Here is a 17,447-nt window from a genome sequence, read left to right as displayed (position 1 = left end):
CATTCCCAGTTAGATCGGCCCACAAGCTGCCGCTGCTATACCGCGGCCAGAGCGCATAGCGTATCCTATGGCGCATTTCGCGTAATTCGATGAGTTTTATATTTATGCAAGAACAGTATTTGCCGCAGATCCTTGAAGCCGCCGCCCGAGCCGAGTGGGAAGCCACAAACGCACACATCGCCGACGATAACGACACGCGCCCTAAATACTATTGCTTATCGATGTTTCCCTACCCTAGCGGCAAGCTGCACATGGGCCACGTGCGCAACTACACCATCGGCGATGTACTGAGCCGCTTCAAGCGCTTAAATGGCTTCAATGTCATGCAACCAATGGGCTGGGACGCTTTCGGCCTGCCCGCTGAAAACGCCGCGATGAACAATTCCGTGGCGCCAGCGAAATGGACTTACGCCAATATCGAATACATGAAAACCCAGCTTAAATCCTTAGGGTTGGCCATCGATTGGTCGCGTGAAATCGCCACCTGCAAGCCAGACTATTACCGCTGGGAACAATGGCTATTTACCCGCCTATTTGAAAAAGGCGTGATTTATAAAAAGTCGGGCAGTGTGAACTGGGACCCTATCGACCAAACCGTGCTTGCCAATGAGCAAGTCATTGATGGTCGCGGCTGGCGCTCCGGCGCACTGGTCGAAAAACGCGAAATCCCCATGTATTACTTCGGCATCACGCAATACGCCGAGCAATTATTGCAAGACCTTGACCAGCTCGATGGCTGGCCTGAGCAGGTCAAAACCATGCAACGCAATTGGATCGGTAAAAGCTTCGGTGCCGATATCAGCTTCGATTACGACGAGCTCAGCATTGGCATCAATGGCCAACTCAAGGTCTACACCACCCGCCCCGACACACTCATGGGCGCGACCTATGTTGCCGTAGCTGGCGAGCATCCATTGGCGCAACGTGCGGCGCTGAACAATCCTGAACTCGCTGCTTTTATTGCTGAATGCAAAGCTGGTTCAGTCGCCGAAGCCGACATGGCGACGATGGAGAAAAAGGGCATGGCCACTGGCCAGTTCGTTATCCATCCACTCAATGGCCGCAAACTGCCGGTCTATGTCGCCAACTATGTACTCTGGGGCTATGGCGAAGGCGCGGTGATGGCCGTGCCCGCTCATGACGAACGCGACTTTGCTTTTGCCAATAAATACGCGCTGCCGATTCTGTCGGTCTACGCCACGGCCGACGGCGTTTTTGACGCCAGCAACTGGCAAGACTGGTATGGCCAAAAATCCGGTCTCACCAGCATCAATAGCGAAAAATACAATGGCCTGAGCGTGACCGAGGCCTTTGATGCCATCGTTGCCGATTTAGAAGCCAACGGCCATGGCGCGCGCAAAACCCAATTCCGCCTCCGCGATTGGGGCATCTCGCGCCAACGCTATTGGGGCTGTCCAATCCCCATCATTCACTGCGCAAGCTGTGGCGATGTGCCGGTGCCCGAAGATCAGCTGCCGGTAGTGCTGCCTGAGGATGTAGTGCCCGATGGCGCTGGCTCACCGCTTGCGCGCATGCCCGAGTTTTACGAGACCACTTGCCCAAGCTGTGGCGCGGCGGCTAAACGCGAAACCGACACCATGGACACGTTCGTGGAGTCATCGTGGTATTACGCGCGCTATGCCTCACCGCAAAGCACAACGGCCATGGTCGAACCAGCCGCCGGCAAACAATGGCTGCCAGTCGATCAATACATCGGCGGCATCGAACACGCCATTTTGCACCTGCTCTACGCGCGCTTTTTCCATAAACTCATGCGCGATGAAGGCTTGCTCGCTGGCGATGAGCCATTCAAGCGTTTGCTGACTCAGGGCATGGTCATTGCCGACACGTTTTATCGTGAAGCTGACAATGGCAAAAAAGACTGGATCAACCCTGCTGATGTGCAACTCACGCACGACGACAAAGGCCGCATTACCGGCGCCACACTGACTGCCGATAGCCAGCCCGTGGTTCACGGTGGCATGGAAAAAATGTCGAAGTCGAAAAACAACGGCGTCGATCCGCAAGCCATGATTGACCAGTTTGGTGCCGACACCTCACGCGTATTCATGATGTTTGCCGCGCCGCCAGACCAGTCACTGGAATGGTCGGACACCGGTGTTGAAGGCGCTAACCGCTTCCTAAAACGCCTGTGGCGCATTGTTCATGAACACGTATCGCAAGGCACACCTGGCGCCTTAGACATTGCCGCACTAAGCCGCGATGACAAGGCGCTACGCCGCAAGCTGCACGAGACCATCGCCAAAGTAAGCGATGACTACGAGCGCCGCCAAACCTTCAACACCGCCATCGCCGCTGTGATGGAGTTACTCAACGCGCTGCCAAAAGCACCCATTGCCAATGCCAATACGCACAGCCTAGTTCGCGAAGCCTTGCTTGCCGCCGTCACCTTGCTATCGCCGATTGCACCGCATATTGGTCATACGCTTTTGCAGGCGCTTGGTCTAGCTGGTGGCTTGAGCGATGCTCACTGGCCACAGGTCGATGCTAGCGCGCTGACCCGTGATAGTCTGACGCTAATGATTCAGGTCAATGGCAAATTGCGCGGCCAAATCGACGTTGCGCCCGATGCTAGCCAAGCCGATATCGAAGCCGCTGCATTGGCAAATGATGATGCGCAACGAGCAATGGCAGGCGCGGCGGTGAAAAAAATCATTGTGGTGAAGCAAAAATTGGTCAATATCGTTGTTTAACGTACAGGCAGCACACAGGAGTTTTGCCATGCCCCGTTTGGGACAGATTGCCCTTGTTGCACTTATCGCACTCGGCTTAAGCGCCTGCGGCTTTGCACTGCGCGGCAGCTACACGCTACCAAGCATCATCAGCCCCATTGGCGTGGTTGGCGAAGACAGCACCACACAACGCGACCTGATTGCCGGCATTCAGCGTGCTGGTGGCGTCATCAGCGAAGCTGCTCCACTGCGCCTGCACTTAACCGCCGAGCGCATCACGCGACAAACCACGAGCATCGACTCGCGCGCGAAGGCCGCTGAATACACTTTGTTTTTCGAGCTTGAATACCAACTACGCTATGCCAGCGGTGTGCCCGCCACACCGAATCGCGTGATTCGCTTACGCCGTACGTATCAGTTCGATAACACGCGCATTGTTGGTAAGTACGAGGAAGAAAACACTCTCATCGATGATTTACGCCAGCAAGCTGTGGCACAGATCATGACTCAGCTCACACGCTTAAAGGCCGATGATCTCAGCCCTGAAGGTGATATTCCAGACACTCCAGACACTGCGAAAGCTAGTCCAGAGTCGACCAGTTTTACTAAAACAAGCCCCGATGCAACTACGCCCTGAGCAACTAGCCCGTCACCTTGAGTCACCGCTTGCCGCGCTATACCTCATCAATGGCGATGAGCCATTACTGGTGCAAGAAGCGGCTGATGGCATTCGCGCCGCGGCCATAAAGCAAGGCTATGACGAGCGCATTCGCCACGATGTCGACCGCAGCTTTAACTGGTCTGATGTGTTGGCCGACGCGCAAGCTTTATCCCTGTTTGCCCAGCGCCGCCTGATGGAGTTGCGCTTCAACAATAAGCCAGACGCCGCTGCCACTCAGGCACTTTGCGCCTTAGCCGCACAACCGCCAGAAGACACTGTGCTACTGATTTTACTGCCGAAGATCGACGGCAAAGCTCAGAAAGCGAAATGGTATAGCGAAGTAGAAGGCGCTGGAGTTGGTGTCTCGCTGTATAACATCGACGCCAATGAATTGCCGAAATGGCTGACGGCACGCGCCAAAGGCCTGGGCCTGAGCCTGCCTGCCGATGCCTTACAGCTCATTGTTGATCGCACCGAAGGCAACCTACTTGCCGCCGCGCAAACGCTAGAAAAACTCAAGCTCCTGCACCCAGATACAGCACCAAGCGTGGAGGATGTTGCCGCCGTGGTCAGCGACAGCGCACGCTATTCGGTGTTCGATTTAGCCGATGCCGTACTCAATGGCGACGCCACACGTACCGCACGCTTAGTGCTGGGCTTGCAAGCCGAAGGCGTAGCAGAGTCCATCGTGCTTTGGGCCTTACAGAAAGACTTGCGCGGGCTCACCTTAATTGCCGAGCAAATGCACAGCAGCGACCAACGCCAAGCCTCTTCACAACTACTCACGCAACAAGGCTTTTGGTCACGCCGCCAAGGTCCGGCACAAAATGCATTGCGCCGCCTAAGCCTGCCGCGCTTACAACGCATGAGCAGCGGCATCATTGATATTGATCGCGCGATTAAAGGTCAGTCGCCTGATCGCGCTTGGGATGGCTTATTACGCCTTGCCATGGCCATGGCCGGCCGCCCACTTTTTACCGGCTAAATGCCCTTGGAATCCGCGATGAACTTACTCGATATTTTAGCCAACGTAACAAACACTGGCGCTACCATTCCTGATGGCTGGGGCCAAGGCCGCGCGACTTATGGCGGCCTAGTGGCAGCGCTTATGCAAACCCATCTGGAAAAAACCACCTTGCAGGGTCGACCACTGCGCAGCGCCAGCATTCATTTTATTGGCCCCGCTGCGCCTGGCGAAGTTCAATTTAATAGTGAACTTATTCGTAGCGGAAAATCATCGCTACAAGCGCAATGCCGCATGCTGCAAGACGGCAAAACCGTAGCAATGCTAACGGCCACGTGTGGCGAAGCTCGCGCATCAGAAATTATTGTTCCCCGCAGCATCGCACCCAGAGTTGCTGCTCCAGAAACTGGCCAGGCCATGCCCGATCTGCCCGGCTTAGTGCCTGATTTTACTCGACGATTTGATTTTCGCTGGGTTAGCGGCGGCCTACCATTTACCAGCAGCAAAACGGCCAATGTCAGCGGCTGGGTACGCCTAAAAGAAAGCCTGCCCGAAGGCACTTTGCTCACGCCAGCGATCATCATGGCCTATGTTGATGCGTGGCCACCAACAACGCTGCAAATGTTCACGCGCCCCGCGCCAATCAGCACCATGACATGGACGCTAGATTGCGAAGTGTTGGCAGAATCTATCGCGGCCGATGGCTGGTGGCAGTACGAAGCGCAAACGCTGAGTTGTGGCGATGGCTACACGGTGGCGCGCTCACAGCTGTGGTCGGCATCGGGGCAGTTAGTGGCAAGCTCACAGCAACATGTGGCGGGGTTTCTTTAAGCACGGAGTAAGGCGCGTGGCTAAATCAATGCATTTCGTTAGCGATCAAACGCGCCAATACACGATCACCAGCAAGCAACTCTAAATAGCTGCCGACCACGCGATAAGCTGTGGTGCGGCGCAAAACCTCAATCCAAGTAGTTTCTAGCGCTTGCGCCATTGGGTTCATGCAGGCGCGACGCGTAATCATCACAGCATCGAAATTGAGTGCACTGTCGTCGCTACGATATTGGCTGCGTAAAATATTACAGCCGGTATGCCCCGAGACCTTGCCATCATCGTGAAGACGTAGCGCCAAGGTCGCCGCCATTGGGTCAGCCTTGATAGGCTCATTAGCAATCGCGAGCACCCGCCAAGGCGTATCGCGCAATGGCAAACTCGGCGCAGCAGCCCCTATGCCACAGTCCTCGCCAGGCCAAAAGCGCAGCACTCGCGGAACTGTTACTTGCCAAACTGATGCATTCTCTGAGCCTTCATCGCTCGTTGCTAGGCGTGCACTAAACACACCAATCACGCTAGCAAGTACTGGGGCGCTACCGGTCTCGTTAACCAGCTTTTGCGCTACTCGATACTGCTTAATGACGCTTGCTGGCAGGCCGTCAATTACTGTCATTTCACGGCCGGTTAAGCATTCGCTAAAGCGCAGTTGCGTATCATCCACACTAAGCTTGCCAAGCAAACGCATTGGCCCAGCGACTGGATCTAAACCTTTTTCTCGGGTCAGCACATAGTCGCGAATGGAGCGAATATCAGCGCCCGAGGCATCTAGCTGCCGTAGCTCACCACCATGCTGCAAGCGGAATTGGCGCAGGGTCTCGCTACCGCCACGAAGGATGAGCCGCGACTCATCGCCGCTTAAGCGTGACCATTGACCAATATCATAAAAAGACTCTCGATCACGACGCCGCTGATTGGCTGGATATTCATCGCGTAAATGAAAGCTGCCATCGGCAAATAAGGTTAGCGTTTGCTGATGCGGCACACAGCCCGGGCAAGTGACATCCCCGGACCAGGTGGCCGGTAAATTAGGGATGGGCGCTGGCGCGCTGTGATACGGCCATAAGCTGCACGCACCTAGCCATAAGGGCAAGGCACAAAGCCAACTGAGACGCAGCCACTGAGTAGTTATTGAAATGCGCATCATGGTTGTGAAAGTCCCACGCGCGTGCGCTATTGTAAAGCCCGAATGCCAGCGCCTAATGAACTTCGCTATACTCTGGGCAACTGAGGAGAATAAAGCTCAATGGATATTTCCGCCTATATGTCGCAACTTGGCGCCCAAGCACGCAGCGCATCGCGCATTATTGCTCGCGCCAACACACAAACTAAAAATGCCGCGCTGCAAGCAATTCATGACGCCATGGTCGCGCATCGCAGCAAAATCATTGCTGCCAACACTTGCGATGTCGATGCTGGCCGCGCCAATGATCTTGACCCTGCTCTGCTCGACCGCTTACAGCTCAATGATGAGCGTTTCGACGGCATGCTCGAAGGCCTGCGCCAAGTCATCGCGCTACCCGACCCCATTGGTGAGATGACCGATTTCACTTATCGGCCATCAGGCATTCAGCTCGGCAAAATGCGCGTGCCACTCGGCGTCATTGGCATCATTTATGAGTCACGCCCCAACGTCACACTAGAAGCGGCCTCGCTCTGCCTAAAGTCGGGCAATGCCGCGATTTTGCGTGGCGGCAGCGAAGCCCTGCACAGCAACCAAGCCATTGCCATGGCCATTAGTGCCGGTCTCGTTAATGCTGGCCTGCCCGCAAGCGTAGTACAGGTCGTTGAAACTACCGATCGTGCCGCCGTTGGCGCCTTAATTACCGATAGCGAACATGTCGATGTCATCGTGCCACGCGGTGGCAAAGGCCTGATTGAGCGCATCACACGAGAGGCGCGCGTGCCAGTGATCAAACACCTCGACGGCAACTGCCATGTCTTTATTGATCGTGACGCCGACCAAGCCAAAGCAGGCCGCATTGCGCTAAACGCGAAAACGCACCGCTATGGCGTCTGCAATGCCATGGAAACACTGCTAATCGACGCACCAATTGCCGCCAAACTGCTGCCTGCATTGGCTGATGCCTTCAACAGCAAAGGCGTTGAACTACGCGGCTGTGAAAAAACCTGCGCCATTTTACCCACTATTTTGGCCGCTACCGAAGCCGATTGGTTCACTGAGTATTTAGCGCCCGTATTAGCCATTAAAGTCGTTAATGATCTTAGTGAAGCGATTGATCACATTAACCATTACGGCTCGCACCACACCGATGTCATCGTGACTGAACATTATAGCCGTGGCCGCCGATTCTTGGCAGAAGTCGACTCTAGCTCGGTAATGATCAATGCTTCGACGCGCTTTGCCGATGGCTTTGAGTACGGCTTGGGCGCTGAAATCGGTATTTCTACCGATAAAATTCACGCCAGAGGCCCAGTTGGCTTGGAAGGCCTAACCTCGCAAAAATGGATCGTGTTTGGCGACGGCCAAATACGCCAATAAGCTCATTAGCCACTCCATGCAGCTGCTCTTTGGCGGCTCCTTTGACCCCGTACATCGCGGCCACGTTGATACCGCATGCGCAGCACAAGCACTGCTTGGCGCGGAAACGGTGCATTGGCTGCCAACGCCTGGCTCGCCGTTAAAGTCGAGCACTGGCGCCACGCCATCACAGCGTGCAGACATGCTACGCCTGCAGCTAAACGCGAGCGCCGAGCCAAGCTGGTACTTTAGCGATGATGAGCTCAGCCAAGCACCGCCGATCTACACTATCGACACCCTAAGGCGTTGGCGACAGCGTATTGGCTCGGCAACGCCATTGGCTTTTCTCATCGGTGCCGATAGCCTGCATAGCTTGCCGCGCTGGCGCGATTGGCAAAATCTCACCGATCTAGCTCATATTGTTATCGCAACGCGGCCTGGCATTACACTCGATTGGCCAGATACGGTGAAAATATGGCTAAAAAGTCACCATCAGAGTGATGCCAAGCTGTTACAATCGCGCCCCTTTGGCGCTGTGCTGAGACTCGATACCCCCGCAAGGGATATCTCAAGCACGGAACTACGCCAACGCATCGGTAATAATTTACCGACTGATGACTGGCTTGCCACGCCAGTACGCGACTACATTGCTAACCACGGGCTTTACCGTGCTACGGAGACACCAGCAAGCTCATGAATGCTCTTGACGACGATACACAACGATTACAAGACGCCGCGCTCAACGCCTTGGCCGATATGAAAGCACAGCAGATCACTACGCTCGACGTGCGCCCACTAACTAGCATGACCGACACCATGATCATCGCTAGCGGCACTTCGACGCGCCATGTCCGCGCTATTGCCGATGAAGTTCAGGTCAAGGCCAAAGCCGCTGGATTCCCACCCATCGGCATTGAAGGCGATCGTGAAGGCGAATGGGTTCTTATCGATCTCGCCGGCGTGATTGTTCACGTCATGCTGCCCGCCACTCGCGTGTTCTATGACCTTGAGCGTCTCTGGACAGCTCAGGGCGCAAGCACATCTAGCGTTTAACGCTAGGCCATCGCGATGAAAATCAGACTCATCGCGGTGGGCACGCGCATGCCCGACTGGGTTAGCACGGGCTATCACGAATTCTCCAAACGCTTAAACGATGATGTGCGCCTTGAACTCGTTGAGATCGCGGCGGGCAAGCGTGGAAAATCGGTTGATATCGCGCGCCTAACCGAGAAAGAAGGCGAAGCGCAGCTAGCTGCAGTCGCGAACAATGATCGCGTCATCGCCCTCGAAGTTCATGGCAAGCCGTGGAGCACTGAGGATTTATCGCAAAAACTCAGACAATGGTTGGCTGAAGGTCGTAATATCAGCCTACTCGTGGGCGGCCCTGAAGGGTTATCAGCTGATGCCTCGGCACGCGCTGATGAGCAATGGTCATTGTCGCCGCTAACGCTGCCACACCCATTAGTGCGCGTGCTCCTTGCCGAACAGATTTATCGCGCATGGACACTGCTAAAGGGACATCCCTACCACCGCTAAGCCGTGCGCGGACGTTACCTAAAACCGTCGCCCAATAAATTATTGTTGTGTCCATGAAACCAGATCACAATACGCCGCAAGAACGCATGACCATGAAAAACCAACTCGCTGAAGTTGGCTTATTTAAAGGTCGTGCCGCTGTTGCTGGCGGCTTTATTGTTTTCGCCTTCACGCTACTGGTTTTACGCTACGGTTGGCTGCAACTAATGCAGCACGAAACCTATGTCACGCAGTCTGAAAACAACCGTATTCATCTCGAGGCTATCGCTCCGCCACGCGGCTTTATTTATGACCGCAATGGCGTGTTACTTGCCGATAATCGCCCTATTTTCGCCCTCGTTATTAATCGCCAGCAAGTCAGCGACCTAGACGAAACGATTAAAAGACTCGTACCCGTTATCAATCTCATGCCAGAAGAGATTGAGCGTTTTAAAAAGCGCCTGCGCGTGTCTCGCCGCTATGAGCTAGTACCAATTCGCTCGCGCTTAAGCGAAGAAGACTTAGCCAGTTTCACAGAGAAACGCTATTTATTTCCAGGTGTTAGCGCAGAAAACGATATTTCTCGTTACTACCCGCAAGGCGAGCTATTTGCCCATGTCTTGGGTTATGTCTCGCGCATATCTGAACAAGATCAAAAAAACTTAGATGCCACCGCCTATGCTGGCACCAACTTGATCGGCAAGCTTGGCATCGAGAAGTATTACGAGTCGGTGCTGCACGGAAAAGTTGGTTATCAACACGTTGAAACCAACGCTTTTGGCCGTCAAATTCGCGTACTAAAACGCACACCACCGCAGCGCGGCACGGACTTAAAGCTCAGCCTAGATATCCAGCTACAGCAACTCGCCCATGAGCAGCTCGCTGGCCGCCGTGGCGCCATTGTTGCCTTAGACCCACGAGATGGCTCGGTGCTCGCCTTCGTCAGCAACCCAGGCTTCGACCCCAACTTATTTGTCGGCGGCATCCCATCGTCGCTCTATAACGGCCTGCGCGACCATATCGATCGCCCGCTGTATAACCGCGCTTTACAGGGCGTCTACCCACCCGGCTCTACCATCAAACCATTCGAGGCCCTGGGTGGGCTGCATTACGGCCTAGTCGATTGGGACTACACCATCAGCGATCCCGGATACTTCATGTTGCCGGGCGTGAATCACCGCTTTCGTGACTGGAAAAAGCAAGGCCATGGCAGAGTCAATATGGTCACATCCATAGAGCAGTCTTGCGACACTTATTACTACCAACTATCCGACCGTATGGGCGTAGACCGCTTTCACGATTGGATGGCCGAATTCGGTTTTGGCAAAGAAACCGGCATCGATCTGGTCAACGAGCGCACCGGCACTCTGCCCTCGGTGGCGTGGAAACGTAAGCGCCTAAACGCACCGTGGTATCGCGGCGAAATGATGTCGGTGGGCATTGGCCAAGGCTACTTCACCGCTACGCCGCTGCAAATTGCCCTAGCCACAGCCATTGTCGCCAACGGCGGCCATCGCATACGACCACATGTTTTGCGCAGCAGCAGCGACCCCACATTCCAGCCTGATCTGCCCAAGCCCGATCTAATTCCATACAACGGCCAGCCCGAAGACTGGGACAAAATGCACTTTGCCATGCGCGAGGTTATACACGGCGCACGCGGCACGGCAAGTCGTTTGCGTATTGGCCTCGAAGGCTATGACATCGCAGGCAAAACGGGCACCGCGCAGGTCAAAGGCATTAAACAAGGCGAGCGTTATGACGAATCCAAGCTTGATGAGCGCCACTATGATCACGCCTGGTTTATGGGCTTTGCTCCAGTGACAAACCCTGTCATTGCAGTTGCCGTCTTAGTGGAAAATGGTAAGCATGGTAGTTCAACGGCTGCGCCGATTGCGCGAGTGCTATTTGATTACGAGATTAACCGCACGCTGCCACCACCGCCGAAGGTAGTTCCAGAGGATGCTGGCGAATGAATACGCCTCAGCAGCGCTATGCTCGCACCACCAGTAATACTGGCGCTGACTTTCAGCGGCGCATCGATATTTGGGGCCTACTACGCCTAGACCCCGTGCTGACATCGCTGCTCATTGCCGCCTCCTTACTCGGCCTCATCGCGCTCTATAGCGCCAGTGGTGCCGACCTCACCATGACACTGAAACAAGCCAGTAGTTTTGTGCTGGGCTTTGGTGTCATGCTGATTTTTGCGCGCATTACACCTAATAGTTATGCCTATATCTCACCTTGGCTTTATGGCCTTAGCAGCATCCTATTGGTTGCTGTCGTTTTTATCGGCGAAGTGCGTATGGGCGCGCAGCGCTGGATCGACATCCCCGGCGTCACTAGTGTCCAGCCATCCGAATTTCTCAAGCTCGCTATGCCGATGATGATCGCTTGGTATCTGTCCACACGCCCGATCCCCATTCGTTTTCGCGACCTGCTTGTCTGCATCGTGATGATCTTAGTACCCGTTGGCCTAATCGCCGAACAGCCCGACCTTGGCACCTCTATCTTGGTGTTTATGAGCGGCTTTTTTGTTCTATTTTTCGCCGGACTTTCTTGGCGTTTAATTGGCGGCATGGCAGCTCTAGCGGCAGCGGCGGCGCCAGTTGCCTGGACATTTCTTCACGACTATCAACGTCGTCGCGTCATCACGCTATTTGATCCAGAGTCAGACCCACTCGGCAATGGCTGGAATATTATTCAATCAAAAACCGCCATTGGCTCAGGCGGCCTTTCCGGCAAAGGCTGGCTTGATGGTACCCAATCACATCTGCACTTTCTGCCCGAAGGCCATACCGACTTCATCATCGCCGCCTTCTCGGAAGAGTTCGGATTTATCGGCGTGATTGTTCTACTAACTCTGTACTTAGCTATCCTTATTCGCGCCATACAAATTGCCACCAACGCGCAAACTTCGTATGGTCGGCTATTGGCTGGAGCCATCACGATGTCATTTTTTGTCTACGTCTTTGTCAACGCAGGCATGGTCAGCGGCATTCTACCTGTGGTGGGAGTCCCGTTACCGTTCATCAGTTACGGCGGCACAGCCATTATTACCTTGATGTCAGGCTTTGGCGTGCTGATGTCGATACAAGCGCATCGCAAGTTAATGGGCTAAACTTTTTTCTGGAGCATTCAGCATGACGCTACGATTTCCTTGGCGAGCGGCGGTCACCGCCCTTGCACTCAGCACCGGCGGCCACGCCATCGCAGGCGACTTTTCCAAATACGACGAACTCAATGACATGATTGAGACGCTCGAAGCGCAGCAAATCTATGCGCCCGGCGAACTGGCGAAACTGTTTGAAGATGTATCGCGCCAAGACAAAATTTTAGAACTGATTGCTCGTCCGGCAGAAAAAAGCCGTGAATGGAAAGATTACCGTCCGATCTTCATGCAAAGCTCGCGTGTCGATGCCGGCGTAGACTTCTGGGAGCAATACCAAGAACCACTTGCGCGTGCCGAAGCTCAGTTTGGCGTGCCCGCCAGCATGATTTTAGCGATCTTGGGTGTAGAAACTAAATTTGGCGGCAATAAAGGCGGCTACAAAGTCATCGAAGCCTTGGCCACACTAGGCTTCGACTATCCACCCCGCGCCAAGTTTTTCCGCAATGAACTGCGTGAGTTTCTCATTCTATCGAAGCAAAATGGCATCAATCCGCTTGAAGCCAAAGGCTCCTATGCCGGCGCAATGGGCTTTCCACAGTTCATGCCGTCGAGCTGGCGCCGTCTCGCTATCGACTTCGATGGTGATGGCCGTATCGACCTAATCAACAACCCTGTCGATGCCATCGGCTCCATTGCCAACTACTTCAAAGCCAATGGCTGGAAAGCTGGCGAACCCGTGACTGTGCGCGCAGCCATCCATGGCGATAACTATGATGATGCGACTAGCACCGACCTGAAAACCACATCGACCATTGCCGCTTTAGCTAAAGCCGGCATCACGCCGCGCCAAAAGCAGATGTTCCCCGCAAACACGCCAGTGTCTGGTTTACGTCTGCAGGGCGACAATGGCGGCGAGTTTTGGATAGGCTTTAACAACTTTTTTGTCATCACGCGTTATAACCGCAGTATCCTCTACGCAATGGCCACGCACCAATTGGCCGAAGAGATACAAGCGGCCCATGATAAGAAAACCGCAGATGCAAGCGCACGCACGCGTGCCATCAGTCTCCTGCCCTAGGGCAAAGCGCTTTGGCCAGCACTTGTTTGCTGGCCAAAGTTGTTCGCTACTCCTCTGCTTGCTGCTTGGCGCGACACTCTCACCAGCCAGCTACGCGGAAGAGGCAGCGCCGCAAGCAACACCTCAAGTAACGCCTCAATCAACACCACCGCCAGCCCCACAAGCAACGCCTGCCGCTAACCTCGGCGCGCCTAATTGGCAGCAATGGCAACTCGCAAGCGAATCCGCAGAAGCCATCGTCGATAACGAGGTCAATGACAGCGGCTTATTAATTGATGCCATTGCCGATGAGTCTGAAGCCGGCCTTAAACTCGACGAAGATGAGCTAGCCAGCTACGGCACGAGTGCTTCTTGGCTGCTACGCGGCGAACCCTATTTCATCGACACAATCGACCTTGGCCCACGCCAAGTCGGCATATCGTCATGGTATGGCCCAGGCTTTAATGGCCGCCGAACCGCCAGCGGTGAAATCTTCAATATGCATCAGCTCACTGCTGCACATCGCACGCTACCGCTGCCTAGTTATATCCGCGTCACCAACCTCAGCAATAACCGTGTTGTCATCGTTAAGGTAAATGATCGTGGCCCATATCACGGCAAACGCATGCTCGACCTGTCCTACGCGGCAGCGCAAGCCTTAGGCTTTAAAGGCGTAGCGAAAGTCAGCATTGAGCCTGTCGACCAAGGTCGAACCGGTCATTTGCGCAAAGGCAAAGCGCTCAACTCATCAGAGGTTTATCGCGTGCGTTTGGGTAACTTTCGCAATGCTGATCTTGCCCACGATTTGGAAAGTCGCCTACTAACTATCATCCCCAAAGGCGTTGGCATTGATGTCATCAAAGAGCGCGACCCAGAGCAGGCTTACCGAGTCTCAGTTGGACCCATGCTGACTCGTGAGGAAGCTGAGTTAGTGATTCGAGGTTTGCGCGCACAGCGAGTCGGCTTGATGATGAATATCGCCATTCGCCCAAGCCCTGAAGAATAAGCCTTAGCTTTTTATGCGGCGCGGCAAATACGACTGTGCCTTTCCAGTCTGCACAGTCTTCACCGCCACGCGTTGGTTCTTACCAAACAGCAAACGCAGCTGATACCAGCGCTCTAGCCAAAATGCATGATTTTCCGATGCTGGCCATGCGCGCTGAAAGAGAAACTTAGTTGATGCCACTGAGTCTGGCGAACGCGTTGCAATGCTCGCGGCCAACTCACGCGCCGCAAGCAATGGCTGTTCGTGAGTCTCTGTCACCAAACCCCACACCTTGCCCTGCTCGGCACTAAAGCATTCGGCCGTCATCGATAAGCGCTTGGCAATATCTATCGGCACTAAATCGCGCAGGCTCACAGTGCCCGACATATCCGGCACTAAACCCCATTTCGCCTCCATGATTGAGAGCTCGCAATCTGGCGTGGCAAGGCGGAAGTCGGCGGCTAAAGCGATTTGCATACCCGCTCCATAGCAACGGCCATGCAATACCGCGATCACAGGCACGGCTAAACGACGCCAAACCCAAGCCACTTCCTGAAAATTATTGGTGTTGCGCCATAAAGGTCGTAAAAAGTGCCGCGCCATGTTTTGTGGCTTAGCCATAAAACTGGGAATGTTTAGGCCACTGCAAAAACTCGGGCCTTCGCCATGAATAATCACCGCCCGCAGGTTTTTATCGCGCGATAACTCGCGACCTGCAGCAATGAGCTCGGTAAGCGTATCGACGCTGACCGCGTTGTGCTTCTCCGCACGCGCCAAAATTACTTCAGCGATGTTGCCGTGTCGCTCAATCCGAATTGCCGCCATGGTTTATCTCAGCTCTAACTAATCTTGCGTGCAAGATTAGCAGATGACTGCCATCCCGAGGGCATCATGCAGTAAACTAGGCGCGCTCTCGCACAGTCCCAGCTCTCGCCTGAACTGTGCCCGCCACACACCGATTTAGGATCTGTTATGAATTTTCGTTTAGCCCTGCCCTTGGTGTTGAGCTTAGTCTCCGCCCCCGCACTGGCCTTTGTTATTCCAACCCCGCCCGCGCTCGATAATAAATCCTCAATCTTGATCGACTTTGCCTCTGGCCAAGTCCTCACTGACAACAACGCCGACATGCCGGTTGAGCCAGCATCATTGACCAAAATGATGACCAGCTACATCGTCGAACGTGCGCTCGATTCAGGTCGTCTAAAAGAGACTGATTTGGTCGGCGTTAGCGAACACGCTTGGTGCCGTGGCTCTAGCAATGAATCGTGCATGTACTTGCCGCTCAATGGTCAAGCCACTGTCATCGACATGCTCCGTGGCGTCATTATTCAATCCGGTAACGATGCATCGAAAGCCTTAGCTGAACATATTGCCGGCTCAGAGCCAGCATTCGCCGAGATCATGAATGGCGAAGCTAAGCGCTTAGGCATGAAAAATACGCATTTTATGAATGCCACTGGCTTGCCCGACCCAGCCCATATCACTACCGCTCGTGATATGGCGATCTTGGCACGCGCCATCATCAAAGATAGCAATAAGTACTACCCGATTTATTCGGAAAAGTCTTTTACTTACAACAACATCAAGCAAGGCAACCGTAATGCCCTGCTTTATACTGACCCAACTGTCGATGGCTTGAAAACAGGCCACACCAATGCCGCAGGCTATTGCCTAGTAGCATCTAGCCAACGTAGTAGCATGCGTTTGATTGCCGCCGTTATGGGCACCACCAGTATGCAAGCTCGTGCAGACCAAGTGCGCGCTCTATTGAACTGGGGCTTTAGCAGCTACGAAAGCGTGACACCAATGAAAGCTGGCACCATCCTCTCTGAAGCGCCATTGTGGTTTGGTGTTGCCGACACTGTGAAAGTTGGCTTAGCGGATGATTTATCGCTGACCCTGCCACGCGGCAAAAAAGATTCAGTTGAAGCAAAAACACGTTTGCAGCCAGAGCTCAGCGCACCAATCGCCAAAGGCCAAGTGGTTGGCGAAGTCGTGGTTAGCATCGATGGCAAAGTGCTTGCCACTCAGCCAGTTGTCGCCATGGAAGCTGTTGAAGAAGCCAACTTCGTGGTGCGCATGTGGCACTACCTAAAACGCTTTTTGACCAACTTATTCTAAGCCACTACACAGACGAGGCCGGCAATGACTGAACGCCCTACCGACATTAAGAATGAAGAACTATGGGTCTTTCCCATGGACTACCCCTTAAAAGTCATGGGAGAGGCGAGCCAGCCAATGGCACAGATTGTTGCCGACCTCATTTGCAAATATGTGCCCAGCTTTGATCCAGCCACAATTGAGATGCAGACCTCGTCGAAAGGCAAATATGTATCGATACGAGTGGTTTTTCATGCCGAGCGCAAAGAGCAGATTAACGATGTCTACGCCGCGCTCGCCGCTGAGCCGGCCATTCGTTTAGCACTCTAAATCATGGCACGTCCTTGGCAGATTAGCCGCTTAGCAGAGCTCGAATATTCGGGCTGCTATGAGGCTATGAAGACTTATACCGAGACGCGCGATGCCGATAGCAGTGACCAACTATGGCTGCTCGAGCATTCGCCGGTATACACCCAAGGCCAAGCAGGCAAGCCCGAACATGTCTTGCTCAGCAACAACATTCCCATTGTGCAAAGTGATCGCGGCGGCCAGGTTACCTATCATGGCCCTGGCCAGCTTGTCGGCTATTTACTAGTCGACATCGATCGTATTGGCGTTAACACGCGCAAATTTGTTGAGCGCGTGGAAGATGCACTCACCGATGCCATTCGCTCCTTTGGCATTGCCGCTGAAGCCAATCGCGACGCGCATGGTGTTTATGTGCAAGGTCGCAAAATTGCCTCGCTAGGACTGCGCATTCGTCGCGGTCGCAGCTATCACGGCTTCTCGCTTAATGTCGCCATGGATATGCAACCCTTTCTCGGCATCAACCCCTGCGGCTATGCCGGCCTAGTCATGTGCCAACTGCGCGATGAACTAGCGCAAGACCATCCCTCGCGCGCACTCAGCGACCGCGAATTAATCACCGCAGTCGATAAAGCCTGCTGCTTGGCATTGAGCCAACACTTCCCTGAACTAGACCTTGGTCTAGATGAGCAGCGCTAGACAGCCAATCGCTCATATACCATAGTCGCAAGTCGTTCTTATCAT

16 protein-coding genes and 1 pseudogene are annotated in these 17,447 nt (G+C 54.2%); 15 read left to right on the top strand and 2 right to left on the bottom strand.

The window, feature by feature from the left end; all coding sequences use genetic code 11:
• Positions 1 to 89 precede the first annotated feature (89 nt).
• Genes leuS through AC3DKE_RS00450 form a run of 4 tightly spaced genes read left to right on the top strand, consistent with a single transcriptional unit; the run spans position 90 to position 5,149 of the window.
• The gene (leuS, locus tag AC3DKE_RS00465; protein WP_340675527.1) at positions 90 to 2,714 is read left to right on the top strand and encodes a leucine--tRNA ligase; all 2,625 of its coding nucleotides are present in this window, start codon (positions 90 to 92) and stop codon (positions 2,712 to 2,714) included.
• A gap of 28 nt (positions 2,715 to 2,742) precedes the next feature.
• Positions 2,743 to 3,330 (top strand): LPS-assembly lipoprotein LptE, encoded by a 588-nt coding sequence (locus AC3DKE_RS00460; protein WP_340675526.1) that lies wholly within the window; start codon positions 2,743 to 2,745, stop codon positions 3,328 to 3,330.
• Positions 3,314 to 4,339 (top strand): DNA polymerase III subunit delta, encoded by a 1,026-nt coding sequence (gene holA, locus AC3DKE_RS00455; RefSeq protein WP_340675525.1) that lies wholly within the window; start codon positions 3,314 to 3,316, stop codon positions 4,337 to 4,339. The genes AC3DKE_RS00460 and holA overlap by 17 nt, the downstream gene beginning before the upstream one ends.
• An 18-nt stretch (positions 4,340 to 4,357) precedes the next feature.
• Positions 4,358 to 5,149, top strand: coding sequence for an acyl-CoA thioesterase (locus AC3DKE_RS00450; RefSeq protein WP_340675524.1), 792 nt, complete (start codon positions 4,358 to 4,360; stop codon positions 5,147 to 5,149).
• A gap of 25 nt (positions 5,150 to 5,174) precedes the next feature.
• Here the strand turns inward: AC3DKE_RS00450 and AC3DKE_RS00445 are convergent, their stop codons facing one another.
• Positions 5,175 to 6,239 carry an META domain-containing protein gene (locus AC3DKE_RS00445; RefSeq protein ID WP_487989697.1) on the bottom strand — a complete coding sequence of 355 codons (1,065 nt, stop codon included), beginning with the start codon at positions 6,237 to 6,239 and terminating at the stop codon, positions 5,175 to 5,177.
• Positions 6,240 to 6,392: 153 nt separating this feature from the next.
• On the opposite strand from AC3DKE_RS00445, the gene AC3DKE_RS00440 reads away from it, so the two are divergent.
• The 8 genes and pseudogenes from AC3DKE_RS00440 to AC3DKE_RS00405 form a co-directional block, all read left to right on the top strand.
• Entirely contained in the window at positions 6,393 to 7,649 is a 1,257-nt protein-coding gene (locus AC3DKE_RS00440) for a glutamate-5-semialdehyde dehydrogenase (RefSeq protein WP_340675522.1), read from the top strand.
• Entirely contained in the window at positions 7,624 to 8,325 is a 702-nt protein-coding gene (gene nadD, locus AC3DKE_RS00435; protein ID WP_411729425.1) for a nicotinate-nucleotide adenylyltransferase, read from the top strand. Before AC3DKE_RS00440 ends, nadD begins: the two co-directional genes overlap by 26 nt.
• Entirely contained in the window at positions 8,322 to 8,681 is a 360-nt protein-coding gene (rsfS, locus tag AC3DKE_RS00430) for a ribosome silencing factor (protein ID WP_340675520.1), read from the top strand. The genes nadD and rsfS overlap by 4 nt, the downstream gene beginning before the upstream one ends.
• 15 nt (positions 8,682 to 8,696) lie before the next feature.
• A complete protein-coding gene (rlmH, locus tag AC3DKE_RS00425; protein ID WP_340675519.1) occupies positions 8,697 to 9,164 on the top strand; it encodes a 23S rRNA (pseudouridine(1915)-N(3))-methyltransferase RlmH in 468 nt (155 codons plus the stop codon).
• A gap of 53 nt (positions 9,165 to 9,217) precedes the next feature.
• Positions 9,218 to 11,119 (top strand): penicillin-binding protein 2, encoded by a 1,902-nt coding sequence (gene mrdA / locus AC3DKE_RS00420; protein WP_340675518.1) that lies wholly within the window; start codon positions 9,218 to 9,220, stop codon positions 11,117 to 11,119.
• Positions 11,116 to 12,264: a rod shape-determining protein RodA gene (rodA, locus tag AC3DKE_RS00415; RefSeq protein WP_340675517.1), complete on the top strand. Its 1,149-nt coding sequence runs from the start codon at positions 11,116 to 11,118 to the stop codon at positions 12,262 to 12,264. Before mrdA ends, rodA begins: the two co-directional genes overlap by 4 nt.
• Before the next feature lie 22 nt (positions 12,265 to 12,286).
• Positions 12,287 to 13,333 carry a lytic murein transglycosylase B gene (mltB, locus tag AC3DKE_RS00410; protein WP_487989693.1) on the top strand — a complete coding sequence of 349 codons (1,047 nt, stop codon included), beginning with the start codon at positions 12,287 to 12,289 and terminating at the stop codon, positions 13,331 to 13,333.
• 406 nt (positions 13,334 to 13,739) lie between these two features.
• A pseudogene (locus AC3DKE_RS00405) lies at positions 13,740 to 14,318 on the top strand (septal ring lytic transglycosylase RlpA family protein); the annotation flags it as partial.
• Positions 14,319 to 14,321: 3 nt separating this feature from the next.
• On the opposite strand, the gene AC3DKE_RS00400 reads toward AC3DKE_RS00405, so the two are convergent.
• Positions 14,322 to 15,122 carry a crotonase/enoyl-CoA hydratase family protein gene (locus tag AC3DKE_RS00400; protein WP_487989691.1) on the bottom strand — a complete coding sequence of 267 codons (801 nt, stop codon included), beginning with the start codon at positions 15,120 to 15,122 and terminating at the stop codon, positions 14,322 to 14,324.
• Between the two features lie 147 nt (positions 15,123 to 15,269).
• On the opposite strand from AC3DKE_RS00400, the gene AC3DKE_RS00395 reads away from it, so the two are divergent.
• The 3 genes from AC3DKE_RS00395 to lipB are packed head-to-tail and all read left to right on the top strand — an operon-like array spanning position 15,270 to position 17,402.
• Positions 15,270 to 16,418 (top strand): D-alanyl-D-alanine carboxypeptidase family protein, encoded by a 1,149-nt coding sequence (locus tag AC3DKE_RS00395; RefSeq protein ID WP_340675514.1) that lies wholly within the window; start codon positions 15,270 to 15,272, stop codon positions 16,416 to 16,418.
• 24 nt (positions 16,419 to 16,442) lie between these two features.
• Positions 16,443 to 16,727, top strand: a complete 285-nt coding sequence (locus tag AC3DKE_RS00390) for a YbeD family protein (RefSeq protein ID WP_340675513.1) — start codon at positions 16,443 to 16,445, stop codon at positions 16,725 to 16,727.
• Between the two features lie 3 nt (positions 16,728 to 16,730).
• Positions 16,731 to 17,402, top strand: a complete 672-nt coding sequence (lipB, locus tag AC3DKE_RS00385; RefSeq protein ID WP_340675512.1) for a lipoyl(octanoyl) transferase LipB — start codon at positions 16,731 to 16,733, stop codon at positions 17,400 to 17,402.
• Positions 17,403 to 17,447: the final 45 nt, after the last annotated feature.

The sequence above is a fragment of the Paraperlucidibaca sp. genome (assembly GCF_982810325.1).
The sequence above is the reverse complement of the archived record's forward strand: the minus strand, read 5'-3'. Positions and strand labels throughout refer to the sequence as shown.

Bases quoted from the DNA above. Each gene is read 5' to 3' on its own strand.
- leuS (WP_340675527.1), top strand. From the start codon at position 90: ATGAGTTTTATATTTATGCAAGAACAGTATTTGCCGCAGATCCTTGAA.
- AC3DKE_RS00460 (WP_340675526.1), top strand. From the start codon at position 2,743: ATGCCCCGTTTGGGACAGATTGCCCTTGTTGCACTTATCGCACTCGGC.
- holA (WP_340675525.1), top strand. From the start codon at position 3,314: ATGCAACTACGCCCTGAGCAACTAGCCCGTCACCTTGAGTCACCGCTT.
- AC3DKE_RS00450 (WP_340675524.1), top strand. From the start codon at position 4,358: ATGAACTTACTCGATATTTTAGCCAACGTAACAAACACTGGCGCTACC.
- AC3DKE_RS00440 (WP_340675522.1), top strand. From the start codon at position 6,393: ATGGATATTTCCGCCTATATGTCGCAACTTGGCGCCCAAGCACGCAGC.
- rsfS (WP_340675520.1), top strand. From the start codon at position 8,322: ATGAATGCTCTTGACGACGATACACAACGATTACAAGACGCCGCGCTC.
- rlmH (WP_340675519.1), top strand. From the start codon at position 8,697: ATGAAAATCAGACTCATCGCGGTGGGCACGCGCATGCCCGACTGGGTT.
- mrdA (WP_340675518.1), top strand. From the start codon at position 9,218: ATGAAACCAGATCACAATACGCCGCAAGAACGCATGACCATGAAAAAC.
- rodA (WP_340675517.1), top strand. From the start codon at position 11,116: ATGAATACGCCTCAGCAGCGCTATGCTCGCACCACCAGTAATACTGGC.
- mltB (WP_487989693.1), top strand. From the start codon at position 12,287: ATGACGCTACGATTTCCTTGGCGAGCGGCGGTCACCGCCCTTGCACTC.
- AC3DKE_RS00400 (WP_487989691.1), bottom strand. From the start codon at position 15,122: ATGGCGGCAATTCGGATTGAGCGACACGGCAACATCGCTGAAGTAATT.
- AC3DKE_RS00395 (WP_340675514.1), top strand. From the start codon at position 15,270: ATGAATTTTCGTTTAGCCCTGCCCTTGGTGTTGAGCTTAGTCTCCGCC.
- AC3DKE_RS00390 (WP_340675513.1), top strand. From the start codon at position 16,443: ATGACTGAACGCCCTACCGACATTAAGAATGAAGAACTATGGGTCTTT.
- lipB (WP_340675512.1), top strand. From the start codon at position 16,731: ATGGCACGTCCTTGGCAGATTAGCCGCTTAGCAGAGCTCGAATATTCG.